General features: G+C 45.7%; 12 protein-coding genes. 9 read left to right on the top strand and 3 right to left on the bottom strand.

From position 1 onward, the window contains the following. Positions 1-236: 236 nt before the first annotated feature. The 3 genes from ACFI6L_RS11395 to ACFI6L_RS11385 all read right to left on the bottom strand — a co-directional run bounded on the left by ACFI6L_RS11395 (position 237) and on the right by ACFI6L_RS11385 (position 4916). The gene (locus ACFI6L_RS11395) at positions 237-1964 is read right to left on the bottom strand and encodes a solute:sodium symporter family transporter (protein ID WP_462574027.1); all 1728 of its coding nucleotides are present in this window, start codon (positions 1962-1964) and stop codon (positions 237-239) included. A gap of 16 nt (positions 1965-1980) precedes the next feature. Further along, entirely contained in the window at positions 1981-4047 is a 2067-nt protein-coding gene (locus ACFI6L_RS11390) for a glycoside hydrolase family 31 protein (RefSeq protein ID WP_462574026.1), read from the bottom strand. A gap of 116 nt (positions 4048-4163) precedes the next feature. Continuing rightward, complete coding sequence (locus tag ACFI6L_RS11385) at positions 4164-4916, bottom strand: TSUP family transporter (RefSeq protein ID WP_014951133.1); 753 nt, start codon at positions 4914-4916, stop codon at positions 4164-4166. A 99-nt stretch (positions 4917-5015) separates the two neighbouring features. Between ACFI6L_RS11385 and ACFI6L_RS11380 the strand changes: the two genes are divergently transcribed. The 9 genes from ACFI6L_RS11380 to ACFI6L_RS11340 all read left to right on the top strand — a co-directional run bounded on the left by ACFI6L_RS11380 (position 5016) and on the right by ACFI6L_RS11340 (position 15495). Next, on the top strand, positions 5016-5765 hold the full coding sequence (locus ACFI6L_RS11380) for a GntR family transcriptional regulator (protein ID WP_014951132.1): 750 nt from the start codon (positions 5016-5018) through the stop codon (positions 5763-5765). A 354-nt stretch (positions 5766-6119) separates the two neighbouring features. Continuing rightward, positions 6120-7073 carry an aldo/keto reductase gene (locus tag ACFI6L_RS11375; RefSeq protein WP_014951131.1) on the top strand — a complete coding sequence of 318 codons (954 nt, stop codon included), beginning with the start codon at positions 6120-6122 and terminating at the stop codon, positions 7071-7073. 9 nt (positions 7074-7082) lie between these two features. Beyond that, positions 7083-8090, top strand: a complete 1008-nt coding sequence (locus ACFI6L_RS11370) for a TauD/TfdA family dioxygenase (protein WP_014951130.1) — start codon at positions 7083-7085, stop codon at positions 8088-8090. Positions 8091-8096: 6 nt separating this feature from the next. Then, positions 8097-9101 carry a YeiH family protein gene (locus ACFI6L_RS11365; protein WP_014951129.1) on the top strand — a complete coding sequence of 335 codons (1005 nt, stop codon included), beginning with the start codon at positions 8097-8099 and terminating at the stop codon, positions 9099-9101. A 21-nt stretch (positions 9102-9122) separates the two neighbouring features. Continuing rightward, positions 9123-10481 carry a sulfite oxidase gene (locus tag ACFI6L_RS11360; RefSeq protein WP_462574056.1) on the top strand — a complete coding sequence of 453 codons (1359 nt, stop codon included), beginning with the start codon at positions 9123-9125 and terminating at the stop codon, positions 10479-10481. Between the two features lie 44 nt (positions 10482-10525). Further along, positions 10526-10927: a hypothetical protein gene (locus ACFI6L_RS11355; protein WP_462574025.1), complete on the top strand. Its 402-nt coding sequence runs from the start codon at positions 10526-10528 to the stop codon at positions 10925-10927. Positions 10928-11079: 152 nt separating this feature from the next. After that, a complete protein-coding gene (locus ACFI6L_RS11350; protein WP_014951126.1) occupies positions 11080-12162 on the top strand; it encodes a methyl-accepting chemotaxis protein in 1083 nt (360 codons plus the stop codon). Between the two features lie 87 nt (positions 12163-12249). Further along, positions 12250-13755: a sensor histidine kinase gene (locus ACFI6L_RS11345; RefSeq protein ID WP_462574024.1), complete on the top strand. Its 1506-nt coding sequence runs from the start codon at positions 12250-12252 to the stop codon at positions 13753-13755. Between the two features lie 156 nt (positions 13756-13911). Then, positions 13912-15495, top strand: coding sequence for a methyl-accepting chemotaxis protein (locus tag ACFI6L_RS11340; RefSeq protein WP_061486742.1), 1584 nt, complete (start codon positions 13912-13914; stop codon positions 15493-15495). Positions 15496-15582: the final 87 nt, after the last annotated feature.

Genomic DNA, 15582 nt, shown 5'->3' with positions numbered 1-15582 from the left:
TTTGAGCAAGTAATCGGCGTTTCGTTTTTTATTCTGGCTGCGTAGGGTACAGCGCTACGCGTATTATTCTTTCAGTAGCAAAATTCAATAGCGTTATAAATACGGTCTTCTATATAAAAGATATCTTGCATCTGATGTCTTATATAAGAGTGATTAAGTTAAACAATTGTTAAGCCGTTTGCAAACGTTATGTTAATTTTTTTGTGTTTTTTCTATACAAAAATGACGAAGAAGAGTTAGGCGTGCTGAGAAGCAAGGCGCTTCAAGCCCTGCTCATACTTTACTCGCCACCATTTCAGACTTATACCAATTGCCACGAAACATGTTGCCCACAAGCCGACAAGTGCAGGGACAAACGCGTTGCTTAGTCCATTCACAAAGCCTACAGGAGAGAACATCAGGTATAGCGTTGCGATAAGGCCAACAAGCACGATGGCGCAGGGAATGGCATAGCGCCATGGCGTCATATTGACTTCAGCCTTTGCAGTGAAATGCCATGGAGTAGTCATTGGGTAGAGCCTGCCTATAGTCAACATAATAGCCAATTCAATAGCGAACAAAATGGCGTAGATATGGATAAAGTTAATATCGACTTCCCATACAAACTTAAGCAGCCCATAGGCAATTACGTGGAAGATAATCGCGACTTTTGCCGCCAGCGCAGGAACACGTTTTGTAAATAAGCCAACAAGCACAATAGTGATAACGGGAATATTGTAAAAGCCGGTAAATATGCGAATGATTTGCCACAATCCTTCAGGGGCAAACATAAGCAGCGGCGCCGTGATAAAAGAAAGCACAGCTATAACAATACTGGTGATCTTGGCAACGCGAATAAGCTTTTCGTCGCTCACTTTGTCTTTTTTGAAGGGTTTGTATACGTCTAAGCAAAATAGGGTGGCAGCACTGTTAAGCAGTGAATTAAAAGAGCTAAACACCGCACCAAGCAATACTGCTAAAAAGAAACCCGACAAATACTGTGGGAGTACATCTTTAACTAAATGAGGGTAGGCAAGGTCGATAGTTTGAAGATTTTCGTCTTGATATAAGTGATAAGCAATCACGCCTGGTAACATCATCATAAAGGGCACAAGCACTTTAAAATAGCCAGAGAACAACACCCCTTTTTGGCCTTCAACCAGATTTTTAGCGCCTAAGGTTCGCTGAATTACGTATTGGTTAGTACCCCAGTAAAACAAATTGGCTAAAATCATACCCGTGAAAATAGTACCAAAAGGAACAGGGTCGTCGGGACCACCTATAGCATTGAGCTTTTCAGTTTCCGTTGTAGCAATAGTAGATAGACCTTGGCTAAAGCTGCCGTCGCCTAAGGCCACCAAGCCAAGAACGGGAACCAATAAACCCACAATTAAAAGGCCAACTCCATTAATCGTGTCTGATACGGCTACCGCTTTTAAACCACCGAAAATGGCATAGAGAGCGCCAATCGTACCGACTATGACGATGGTAAGTACCAGTCCCACCTCATAGCTTATGTTGAAAAGCCCGGGTACATCAAAAAGCCTAAGCACGGCAATAGAGCCAGAGTAAAGTACCGATGGAATGGTAACCAACGAATACCCCACCATAAACAAAACTACCGTCATTCTGCGAACGCTATCGTCGAAACGGTTGCGTAAAAACTCAGGTAGGGTGGAGAAAGCGCCCGCTAAGTAACGAGGCAAGAAAATAAGCGCCATAATAATGGTAGAGATACCAGCGGTAACTTCCCACGCCATAGCGCTTAAGTTATACCCAAAGGCAGAGCCATTTAATCCAATAAGCTGCTCTGCGGAAAGATTGGTAAGGATCATGGACCCAGCAATAAAAGTGCCGGTCAACCCTCTTCCTGCAAGGAAGTAACCGTCTTGCGTGTTTACTTCCCCTTTTGTTTTCATGTAAGAAATAACGGCAACCAGAGCCATAAATGCCATGCATGACAATAGGGTAAGGGTGATATCCATGAACTGCTCCTATGCGCTACGCTGGCCAATGTGTGGTGTTCGACATATCCATATCGGTATGTTGAACATCTGGGCCCATTACAATGCGACTGCCTTTTTGGATGAACACCGCCACATCGTTAAGCGCAAGTATTTCTTCTCTGTATTGCTCACCCTGCACGACTTCTCCGGTACCAAAACGTATCCATTCACCTTTTGGTAAGTAGTATTTAATTTTTCCGCCGGGCACCACGCAAGGCACAACAAGTAGGTCATCACCGCACATAAATTGTTGTTCAAAACCATGAGAAAGCGGCTGTTCAGGGAAGGCTAACGCCATGGCGCGCTGAACCGGAAGTCCTGTTTGTGATGCTTTTTCTGCGGTTTCCTTTAGATATGGAATAAGCTTATATCTTAGCTTAAGGGCCTCAAATACTGCATTGGAGGCGGCATCGCCGTAGGACCAGGGTTCACGAGGGCCAATACCGTGCAATCGCATGTGGGCACTAAACACTGACGCTTGTGCCCATCTTACGTAAAGTTCCGCATCTCGGGTGTCTTTGTAAAACCCGCCTATATCGGTAGCGAAAAACGGCCCGCCTGACATACCCCAGGACAAACTGCCACGAATACTTGCGGCTAGGCCATGCCAGTCGGCTTGCGGGTCACCGCCCCATTGTGATGGGTAGCGCTGACTTCCTGTCCAAGCTGAACGGCTAAATAGGAAAGGACCTGTTTTGCAGTAAGCGTCGGCAGCCTCGTACACACAGCGGTTGTAGAGCATACTGTAAACGTTATGTAGACGATTACCTGAATCACCGCTATACGACAGCATATTGTCGTCTTCCAGCTGTTCGCCAAAGTCGGCCTTTATCATATCTACGCCAAGGTCAAATAAAGGTTTGTGCGACGTTTTCCAAAACTCGTAAGCTTCAGGGTGGGTAAAGTCTAAAATACCTGAGTCTGGCAAAGGCGTAAGTACTTCACCAAATGGGCTTAAGTCCCACGCATAGCGGTACGCTTCGCCAGTGCGTTTATCCTTTATCAGCCAACCCTTTTCGGCCGCCTTTTTGTAAAGGGGGTTTTTCACTGAAATCATGGGGTATTCCCATACGCAAATCTTAAAGCCTAACGCTTTAAGTTCATCAATAACCGGTTGAGGATCGGCGTAGCGTTTAGGGTCCCACTCAAAAGCAAAGCGGGTATCAGTGTCTTGCCATGCGCGACCATCAAGGGTGATAACATCGCAAGGCATATTCTTTTCGCGCACTTCGCGGGCAACGGCGAGTAGCTCGTCGGCGTCTTTATAATACGCTTTAGACAGGATTACACCTAAGCTCCATGTTGGAGGCGTTGGTGCGAAGCCTGTTAACTCACTGTAGGTTTGAAGGCATTTAGCTGGCGAGTCTTGATGGAACAAGAACATGTCGAGTAGGTTATCTTCTACTAAGCACACGTAAGCTCGCTGTGACCAAAGTGCGTAGCCGACTCCATGGGTGACGGGGGCTGGAGTGTGCACAAATAAATTCCAGCCTTCAGGACTCCATGCGTAAGGTGTGTTTTTATAAGACTTTTCAGCGTTTACGCCTAAAGCGTCGTGGTTGTATGAGCGAATTAGCTGGCCGCGTTTATCAAGCTTGCCCCATTTCTCTCCAAGACCATAAACGGCTTCGTCGTAGCTAAGCTCTAAACTTACTAACCAACCTTTGTCGGTTTTAGCGAATGGCGGCAAGCGATGCTGACGTACAAAGTGGCCGTCGGTGGCGCTTTGCTGAACTAAAACGTCATTCTTATATAGCTTGAAATGAAGAGGTGCGGCAAAAACTTCTAATCGATAATCGCCTGCTGCAAGGGTGCTGTGAGACTGATCACCGGAAAGTACTAGCGAAAGCCTTTCCGGCGCTTGAGTAAGCATACCAAAATCATCTGCTGCATTTACGTCACTTTGAATGCGTAAACCAAACTGACTAATACTTAGACTCAACTCACCATATTGGGTGGGGATGATAAGTGTCTTATCATCCGACAAAAAGGGCTGCTCAGTAATGTCAGCGGCTTTAATATCGTTCCATTCTGGCTCATTTACACAAAACGCGTTACTCATTTCTACATTACCCTTCATGTCTTATATAAGACATAAGTTAATGAAATGTAACTTGGGTGTCAATCTGCAATTAGAAAATTATGAAGATTTAGATCCGCGTTCACTTTCAAGCCGTCTTATATACTGATATTTTGGACAATAAGGGTTACGCCACTTAATGCAAGCATGGTTAAGGCTAACAGTCGGACAGCGGCAGCGGATACGCGAGCAGCGAGAATTCGTCCTAATCGCGTGAAAATTAAAATGACGGGAATGGCAAAAACAGCAGACAGAAACACTTCTGTTGAAGGCAAAGTACCAAACGGTATTATGGCAAGGCGTATAAGTGAGGTAACACTAAATACGGCCAGCAGCGTTATCCTGATTTCATTAATTGGCCAGGTTTGTCGATAACACTGAAATACCACAGGTGGGCCAAAGGTAGAAAAAAGACCACCTAGCAATCCACCTAGAGCGCCAGCGATAGAAAAACCGTATGCGCGACCAGATGGCTGTGTCCGCTTTCTTTTTATTAATAAAAGGCCACAGCAGCTGAGAATAGCCAAGCCAAGCAGTAAATTGAGCCAAGTTGCCATCCCAACGGACAGGTATTCCAACAATGCGTAGCCTACCGCCATAAATGGTATACCGCTAACCAGTATAATAGTGAAAGCACGTCTATTTATTTGCTCCGTGTTTTTCACTACTAAGCTGATGGAATTGAAAAGACTTAGAAAACTCACCATAAAGGTGGTCGCCGTAAGCGGCAAGATGCCGAATAACGTAAAGCTTGATACCACCATAAGGCCAAAACCAAACCCGCTTAAGGTCTGTAGCAGTGTCGCAAGCCCTAATAGCGCAAACATGGGAAGCAGTGTTTCCAAAAGCATCACGTGTAATTCCTGCAATGTATGTGATTTATATCAAAAGTGCGCTATAACTCTTGTGTATGATATAACAACAAAAATTAAGCGTTTAGGTTAGGGTTCATGTCTTCATCTCAATTCGATCACAAACTCAGCGGTCCAAGTCTTGCCTTTCAGCCACTGTATCAACAAGTCGCTGAATACATTAAGCAGCTTATTGTCGAGCGCCGTTGGCAACCAGGCGAGATGCTACCTAGTGAGTTTAAGCTTGCTGACGAATTCAATGTTAGCCAAGGAACCGTTCGCAAAGCGCTAACATTGCTGACAGATACTAAAATTGTAACCCGTCGTCAGGGGGTCGGTACATTTGTTTCTGAGCATACGGCACAAGATGCGCTGTTTCGTTTCTTTCCGTTACAAGCTGACGGAAAAGGTGCTGACCTACCCAAAGCCGAACTGTTAAGTAAAGAGCTGGTCGAGCCAATTGAAAGTGTCCAAACTGCACTATCAATTACCGCTAAAGACAAAGTAGTGAAGCTTAAGCGTAGGCGAATTCTCGATAACGAATTTTGTATGCTTGAAACTATTTATTTACCGTCTAAGCGATTTCCTGACATCGAGAAGCGAGAAGATATTCCGCATACTCTGTATCATTTTTATCAAACGGACTATAACCAAACTGTATTTAAGACCCGTGACAGCATTAAAGCGGTTTTGGCCTCAAAAAGTGATGCAAAAAGCTTAGGTATCGAAAAAGGAATGCCGTTACTTATGGTTACGCGCGTCACTGAGTCTATTGACGGTAAACTCATTGAATATCGTGAAAGCAAATGTAGAACTGACCACTACCATTACCAAGTTGAACTTGATTAATCCTTTGCTATCAACGCCAAACTGTTCAACCACAACGTTTTAAACGTCCGTTCCTATCAAATTGTTTCTTACCGACTCTCGAACACCTAGCATAACAAGGTAACGCTTTACCTTGTTATGCCACCGCTAGACATTTCTTTTTATTGCACTCCAAACTTTTCATTAAGTTTGTTAACACTTTGTTGACATCGGTATATCTGTGTAATAACTTATGTCTTATACAAGACTAAAGTTTGAAGCTAAAGTTATACAAGAGCATACTGCAAAAGTAAACCGCGGCTTTTTATCTTTGCAGTACGTTTAAGAGAAAGTCCGTACTAGCTTAAAGCAACGAATTCTAAGGTGAATGAAACAATGAATAAGATACCAGAGGTAGGTTTTGGTTTTTGGAAGGTCGATACTGCCATATGTGCGGAAACCACGTACCAAGCGATTAAGGCTGGCTATCGACACTTAGATTGTGCCGCTGATTACGGCAATGAAAAGGAAGTGGGTGAAGGCATTAAGCGAGCGATTGATGAAGGCTTGTGCACCAGAGAAGAGCTTTGGGTTACTTCTAAACTATGGAATACCTTTCACGCCCCTGAGCACGTGGGTCTTGCTTTAGAGAAAACCTTGTCAGACTTACAGTTAGATTATGTAGACTTATACCTGATCCATTTCCCGATAGCGCAGAAATTTGTGCCTATCGAGACCCGTTATCCACCAGAATGGTTTTACGAACCTGATGTTGCCGAGCCTAAAATGGAACTCGCGCCTGTACCTTTGCATAAGACATGGGAGGCAATGGAGTCGCTTGCCGATAGCGGAAAAGCAAAACAAATTGGTGTGTGTAATTACAACACCGGTTTGCTTAACGACCTGATGAGCTATGCGCGTATTAAGCCAGCCATGCTGCAAATTGAATCTCACCCGTACCTTACGCAAGAGCGACTAATTCGTTTGGCAAAAGACTATGGACTGGAGGTGACGGCCTTCTCTCCGCTAGGTGCCTTATCTTATCTAGAGCTTGAAATGGCTGATCAGACGGAATCAGTGCTTGAGCAAAGCGTAGTAAAAGCCGCGGCAGAAGCCCATGGTAAAACGCCCGCGCAGGTTGTCTTGCGTTGGGGAATTCAGCGCGGTAACGCCATCATTCCAAAAACGTCAAAAGTTGAGCGTATGAAAGAAAACCTCGCACTTTTTGACTTCTCACTCAGCGACAGTGAAATGCAGGCAATATCTGCATTGAACGTAAATCGCAGATTTAACGATCCAGGGCACTTCTGCGAAGCTGCCTTTAACCGTTTCCACCCTATTTACGACTAGGAGTTAGCTATGAAAAACGTCAATGACAGCTCTGCGGTAGCCTACGCAAGTGTACCTACTCAGCACAATTATAACGGCGGTGTGTTCCCTGAAATAGTCGTGAACAACGAGGGTTGTACAACGGTAGAAGAGACCGTTGCATTTGTAAAAGCAAATCAATCAGAGCTTGAAGCAAAACTTGCAAAGTCGGGAGCACTACTTTTCCGAGGGTTTCCAATTGATTCCGCAGAGACCTTTGACGTTTTCTCAGCAGGCTTCGGCTATCCTAACTTTACCTATCAGGAGTCGTTGTCTAATGCCGTGCGTATTAACTTTACTGAGCGCGTATTCACAGCAAATGAAGCGCCGAAAGACGTAGAAATTTTTCTACATCATGAAATGGCGCAGACGCCTATTTCACCTAGCAAGCTGTTTTTCTTTTGTAAGACTGCAGCGGATGAGGGGGGAGCAACGCCTTTGTGTCGCTCCGACAAATTGTTTGAAGCATTGAAGGAAGAAAATCCTGCGCTTGCTAAAGACTTTAAAGAGAAAGGCCTTAAATATACGACTACTATGCCAGCAGCCAATGATGCCAACTCTGGCCAAGGAAGAAGCTGGAAAAGCACGCTAAGCGTTGAGTCATTAGAAGAGGCAGAAGCTAAATTAAAAGAGTTAGGATACACCTGGCAATGGTTGGAGGATGGTAGTCTAAGAGCCATTACGCCTGTCTTACCTGCGGTTATCGAACTTAGTGATGGCTCAGAAGTGTTCTATAACCAGCTAATAGCTGCGTATATGGGATGGAAAGGCGTAAGGGAAAACCCGTCGTCGGCAATTACTTTTGGCGATGGAAGTGCAATTCCTAAAGCCGGTTTAGAGCGCGTTGCAGAACTGTCTGAAACTTACACCTTTGACTTAGAGTGGCAAGATGGTGACGTGGCTATTGTTGACAATTACCGTGCAATGCATGGCCGCCGCCCTTATTCTGGCGAGCGAAAGCGCGTAGTGCTTGTTGCGCTTGTGGCCTCAGAGCGATAAAAGAAAATGAACGATATAGCAGTAAAATGTAAAAATATTTGGCCCGGGCTGGGAATTGCAACCATTACCGGTATGGCGGCGCTCTTTTTGAGTGAGCATTACAATGCCCCTGCTATGTTGTTCGCATTACTTTTGGGTATGGCCGTATCGTTTTTGTATCAGAACGATACGCCCTGTGCGTGTGGTATCGATTTCACGGCAAGTACTCTTCTTCGCGCTGGAGTTGTTCTGCTTGGTCTACGCATTGCGCTAGGTGACTTAGCGGTACTTGGGTGGCAGACCGCTCTTATGCTGGCCGCTGCCATACTCACAACAATTATTGTCGGAGTGGGTCTCGCCAAATTACTCGGGTTACAAAAGCGTTTTGGTGCATTAACGGGAGGCTCAGTAGCCATTTGTGGTGCGTCTGCGGCTCTCGCCATTTCCACCATTCTTCCCAAGGGAGAAAACCACGAAAGAGACACGTTGCTGACGGTTATTGGCGTAACCGCTATGTCGACCATCGCCATGGTGCTCTACCCAATTGTGGCGGCGCAGTTGGGCATGAATGATACGGAAGCTGGCATTTTCTTAGGCGGCACTATTCACGATGTGGCGCAAGTTGTGGGGGCAGGTTACTCGGTGTCTGACAGTGCAGGCGACATGGCGACACTGACCAAGCTGGTACGAGTAGCCATGCTAATGCCAGTGGTACTCATTATGATGATTGCCATTAAACACTTTTACAAAGCCAAAAGTCAGGCTGACGGGGCGCAAGTGCCTAAAATGCCGATGTTTCTAGTTGGCTTTATTGTACTTATGTTACTCAACAGCTTTGTAACCCTACCCGAAGTAGTTATTGAAACGGGGACCCAGATATCACGCTTCTTCTTAGTCGTTTCAATTACGGCAATCGGTATGAAGTCTAACCTTGGTAAGTTAGCCGAAGTCGGTATGCTGCCAATTGTGATGATTGTGGCAGAAACGCTGTGGATTGCACTGCTTATATTGGGCTATTTGTTCGCAATATAGTGGGATTTTTTTGCGCGATTTATCACAATTATTCTTAATGCACTCTTAATACACAAAGCACTCAATGACGAGGTGGTAGCAGTGAAAAAACATGGCCTTCACGAACTGTACGCTAAGGACCCTGTAAAGGCCGACGAACAGGTTTTCCAGCGAACTAGCAACGCGCTGACTCGGCGTGGTTTTATCAAAGGTCTGAAGTCTCTGTCTTTGCTACTTGGTGCTGAAGTCGTTTACGGTCAGTTCATGCCAGCAGGACTTATTCCCGCTGCATTTGCTCAGTCGAACACGCCTTTTTCTATCGAGGGAAAAGACGGGCTAACAATACTTAACGACCGGCCAATTAACGCTGAAACGCCAGCGCACTTACTTGATGATGCGGTTACGCCTGCCTCTCGACTTTTCGTAAGGAATAATGGTATTCCCCCGCAAAAGCCAGACGCGAGTACGTGGACGCTTACTATTGAAGGGGAGTCGGCCGAGCAGTCAAAAACCTTCACGTTGGAAGAGCTTAAAACCCAATTCAAACATTACTCATACCAACTAACGCTGGAATGCGGCGGTAATGGACGTGCCGAGTTCTCGCCAGCAGCGACGGGGAACCAATGGACTACCGGAGCTGTGGGATGCCCTAAATGGACAGGTGTAAGGCTTAAAGATGTACTCACGTCAGTGGGCGTAAAAGATAGCGCTGTTTACATTGGCTATTATGGTGATGACCAGCATTTAAGCCGTACACCGGGCAAAGCGGCTATTTCTCGCGGGGTGCCGATAAACAAAGCGATGGAAGATGAGTCGTTGATTGCATGGGCAATGAATGATGAACCTCTGCCTTTAATGAATGGCTATCCGCTCCGACTGGTTTTTGGTGGTTGGCCAGCGTCTACGTCTGGTAAGTGGCTTAAGAAGATAGTGGTCAGAGACCGCGTGCATGACGGTGCAAAAATGCTGGGCAAAGCGTACCGACTCCCTTGTAAACCCGTTGCTCCGGGGGCGAAAGTAGCCGATGAAGATATGTGTATCATTGAAGCTATGCCTATTAAGTCACTCATTACTTTTCCACAATCGGGCACTGATCATCCTTTGGCCAAGAAACTAAGCGTGCGCGGTCATGCATGGAGTGGTGAGGGTAAAGTGGCTGAAGTGTACACATCTATTGATTTCGGACAAACGTGGCAAATAGCAGAGCTCACGCTACCCGTAAATAGACATGCATGGCAGCAATTCACTACAAAAATAGCCTTTCCTCAACAAGGTTATTTCGAAATATGGGCCAAAGCCGTAGATGAAAATGGAAAAGCACAACCTATGGTATTGCCGGGCTGGAATCCAAAAGGCTACTTAAACAATGCCTGCCATCGCATTGCTGTGCGGGTTGTGTAAAACACATGGTACCGAGTAACGTGTTTGAGATATGGAGCGCTCGCATGCGCCGTCTATTCGTTTTTGTTTCTATTATGGCAGGGTTAGTTAGCACACCACTGGTTGCGGCCATCGATGAAAGTAGCGATAAAAATAGCGGCTCAAGTATGCATTCCGCTGACGCCACGACTGTGTCTGTTGACCCCCAGTCAGGTCTTACTGTAGCGGCCGGCTATAATCTAGTGGTTGCACACTGTAGCGCATGCCATTCGCCTTCACTAATTACACAGAACGCAATGAGCAGAGAGAGATGGCTCGAAACTATTCGATGGATGCAAGACACGCAAAAGCTATGGCCATTAGGTGATGCGGAGCCCGCTATCCTAGACTATCTGACGTTGTGGTATGGTCCTAAAAAAGGCGCCCGTCGCCCGCCCCTAGAGCCGCATCTACTGCCACAAAAATAAAGCTCGTCTCAACCGAGCGTTTTATTTCATCAGTTTTTCAAGATTCCGCCGATACTCATAGCATAACGCTACTTCAGACTAATAGTTAAATGGTCTGGATATCTGTTAATCTGAACAAAATAACTCTATAAAAAACATATCGGTAACCACACATGTTTGTATCTCGCAGTAAATACGAAGAAAAAGAAGCGCAAGTACGTAAACTAGAAGCAAGAGTGCAAGAAGCCTTAGACAAAATTGACGTTTTAGAGGCAGAAAATAGTGAACTCATTAATGCCATTGAGGCTGCAAACGGTCAGCATGCATCGTCGAACGATTCCGTTGTAATGAAGTGCATTGTTGATGCAATGCGTCAATTAGAAGGTATTCGTGAAACGGTGTTGGCTACTTATCAACGTATCGATGCTGAGAACCAGTCTGTTGCTAATATTAATGAGTTGTTTAGTGATTCTGCGACTACATTAAGCAAAATTGTTACCGACATGAGCGGGCTTAATGTCCAAATGGGCAGCATGAGCGAACGTATATCGGGGCTATCAACAACAGCAGATAACATTAATAAATTTGTTACTACTATTACGAGTATTTCTGACCAAACTAACTTACTTGCGCTAAACGCTGCTATCGAAGCTGCGCGAGCAGGCGATGCAGGCCGCGGGTTTAGTGTTGTTGCTGATGAAGTACGTGCATTGGCGACAGAAACCAACAAATCAGCAACAGAAGTATCTGAGCTGGTGAACGGTATAATTCAGTCTACTTCCAAAGCGGTTTCAGGTGTCAATGAGCTGCGCGGAAACAACGAGCAGCTAGAGACCGGCATTAATCAGCTAAATGGCAGCTACGAAGTTATGGTGCAACACTGTGACAGTATGAAGTCCACCATTAGCGAAGGCGCAATTGCTACGTTCATTCAAACAGTAAAATTGGATCATGTAGTGTGGAAGGCCGAGGTTTATGCAGTGCTGTGCGGCTACAGCAATAAATCTGTGGCGGACTTTGGCGATCATAAGAACTGCCGCCTTGGGCAGTGGTATAGTGACAATGCTAACAAAGCGATTGGCCAGACAACGGCATTCAGAGAGATTGAAGCGCCGCATGCAAAAGTGCATAGTAGCGGTATCGCTGCCGTTCTAGCTAAACAAAATGGCAACAATGCTGAGGCAGATGCTAAGCTTATGGAAATGGAACAAGCCAGTGAGAGAGTACTAACACTACTTGATAGGCTAGTTAATTAGCGCCCGTAGAGCCTTGCGGTTCAACTGGCCCTATTGAAAAGCGTGGCGCCCGAATTCATAGCGGCGCCCTAAACGGAGGGCTTTTTGGTGAGTGAAACATCGTATTCCACCGAACAAGAGCGCATTCTAGCGCTGGAAGCCCGCGTTAACTCTTTAGAACGACAGCTTAAACGTCAAAAAATAGCGCGTAAAAACGCAGAGTCTTTTCTTGAAACCTACTCACAAGATGCTTACTTAGCGAATCAAGCGCTAAGAAAAGCCTTAAAAGATTCAAAACAGCGGGAAAGGGAGTTGTTGTACCTTAACCGAGCCGCATCACAGCTTTCAAATGCTCAGCCGGGTAAGAGTTTTATATTTTCTGCGCTGGAATCGGCGGTTGAATTTAGCGGTGCCCATTGTGGAAAAGCATTTATTGTAGAAGGTGAAGCGCTAACTGTGGGGGATGATAGCCAGGTGCTATCTCACGAAAATGGATGGTATAGCTCTCCCGAGCTCGCCAAACTTCTCAAAGACGAAACCCCTCTGACACTGCGCGAGAGCTATTCCCACTGGTGCGTTAATGCAGTGCAGCGACCAGATACAAAAGAAGAAGCAAGGCTACTTCACTTTATGCATGAAATGGCAGACGGCGAATTCGCTTGGCTCGTGTTGCTTACCAAAGACGATCACTTAGAAGAAGAAACGCTACACGTTCTTGATACCACCAAACATTATCTAAACATTACGTCTCGTTACCAGAACAAAAAAACTGAGCTCACCAGTCGGCAAATAGAATTGAGTTCGGTTAAAAAAGACAGAGACTTTCTAGAAGAAAGGCTGGTTAGTGCAGACAAGATGGCGATGTTGGGGCAACTTGCTGCGGGTATAGCACACGAAATCAATAACCCTATCGGTTATGTTCGAAGCAATACGGTGGTTGCAAAAGAAATTTTTAGCGATTATCAACACGCGTTAGAAGAAATAGGCAAGCTTTGTCGCACTGCTGGTGGAGAGGTAGAGTCGCAGTTCGAGGCGCTGGAAAAACGCTTTTCACTACAAGAAAGTGCGAGCGAAATTACAGAGATGTTCAATGAATCTCACGAGGGCATTGAACGTATTATTGAAATTGTAAAAGCGCTGCGAAGTTTTTCGTATCCAGGCTCAGGAAAGCACACGCAAATAAGCGCTGTAGAAGCTATGAATACGGTTATCAAGCTAACGAACAACCTGCACAGGTACAAAAACAAAGTTTATTTAGAAGTACCGGATAAAGACGTTTATTTCCTTGGTAACGCAGGACAAATTCAGCAGGTATTGGTTAATTTCGTAACCAACGCTATCTATGCTACCCCAGAAGGAAAGTCTATCACCCTAAAAGTACAAAAAGATGAAAAGAACGCCATGCTTATCGTAGAAGACGAAGGTATCGGTATGTCGAAAGAAACACTGGATAGAATATTCACGCCCTTCTTTACAACTAAGCCTCCTGGTGAAGGAACAGGGTTAGGCATGTCTATTTCCATGACTATTGTCGAGGAACACAACGGAAAAATTAATATCACCAGTGAAGAGGGTAAAGGAACAAGCGTTGCGGTTTTATTGCCTCTAGCCTAAAGTATAAAGTGCTTCCCTAAATAGCTGATAGATTATAGAATTTCGTTAATCTTTGCTTCCTGCTAGACAGAATTATTTTATGTTCTAGTCTTAGGAGATAAGCAACATCTTATACGATTAACGGATGATTGCTTTGCTACATGGAGAAAGCACCCAATGAGAAATAATCAGCCAGTTACCCAAAAAGAGTACAAGTTTCCCGCACATCATCGTCTTATTTCATCTACCGATAAGCGCGGTGTAATCCAGCATTGTAACAGCGCATTTGTAGAAGCAAGTGGCTTCAGTCGCGAAGAGCTCATTGGCAAAAATCACAACATTATCCGTCATCCAGATATGCCTGCTCCTGTCTTCAAAGAAATGTGGCGTACTTTGGAATCAGGGCAAAGCTGGATTGGGTTAGTCAAAAACAGAAGAAAAAATGGCGATCACTATTGGGTTTCGGCGTTTGTGACTCCCGTTTATGAAGGTAAGTCAGTAGTAGGCTACGAATCTGTTCGAGTGCCGGCGTTAAATGACGAAATAGCACGCGCATCTAGCGTTTACGCCAGAATGCAGGAAGGAAAATCTGCGGTATCGCCGATGTCGCGACTGGGGCAAGGCCTCATGCACATGGCGCCAACAATACTGTTAAGCGCCCTACTTGTTTTAGTACTCGCGTTTACCCATGGTTGGGCAGCGGCAGGTATTGCGCTGCTTGGAGCTATAGTTTTAATGATTGCTCAAGAAGCCAAGACAAGAAAAGACTGGGGCGCGCTGCTTTCTCTTAGCCCAGAAAGCTACGCTAATGAAACGGTGGCACAAACCTACTTCCCAGACCCCCCTCACATAAGCCAAGCCAAACTTGCACTGGGGTGTGAACTTGCCAGAAATCGCACGGCATTAACCCGAATTAAAGATGCATCAGCGGGGCTCGAATCAATTGCTAACACCACGCATCAACAAGCAGAAAGCACCAGTGCCGCGGTTGTTCAGCAAAATCAAGCTACACAGCAAATTGCGTCTGCGGTAACGCAAATGAGTCAAGCGATTCAAGAAGTTGCCGAACGAGTAGAAAGTAACGCAAAGAGCGCAAGGACAGCGGCATCTAATGTAGAGACAGGCAACCAAAAAGCAGAACAAGCCATGCAGGCGATTGTCGCCTTACGCGAGGCGGTTGAGTCTATCTCTACCACAGTGACAGAGTTGGCTCAGTCAACCAGCGATATTGGCGAAGCGGCCAATATCATCTCGACCATCGCTGAGCAAACTAACCTGTTAGCGCTTAATGCTGCGATCGAAGCTGCAAGGGCTGGCGAACAAGGAAGAGGTTTTGCGGTTGTTGCCGATGAGGTTCGTACTTTAGCTTCGAAAACTCGCGAATCGACCGATAAAATCCACAATATCATTAATGAATTGGCTGAGCGTTCTGACCGCGCTGTAAGGGTATCGACGGAAGGGCTAGCTTCAGCAGAGCACGGCAGCGCTATAGTAGAAGAAACCCGAGGTGCATTGTTTGAAATTAATAACGCCGTAAAAGGTATTGCCGATGCCACGGTAGAGATGTCCTCCGCTGTGGAAGAACAAAGCACGGTGGCAGAGCATATTAACCAGCAGTTAGTAGAGGTTGCTGACGGCGCGTCTGAAACCCAGCGTTCATCTGAAGCATCGCTTGCAGCGAGTCACGATTTACGCGCAACGGTTAATCAGGTTCACGAACTAATATTGCGTTTCAGTACAGATAAGCGAGTGGGAGAGTAATACTCTCTCCAGCTCTCTTAAGCTCGCTCCATTAAAAGACCTATTGCCTATTGGCGCACAGATGTGGGGCTAAATAAAAGCCTATAA

This window comes from Alteromonas sp. G4i35, assembly GCF_054960375.1.
Note: the sequence above shows the minus strand (reverse complement) of the source record. Positions and strands in the feature narration are given on the sequence as shown.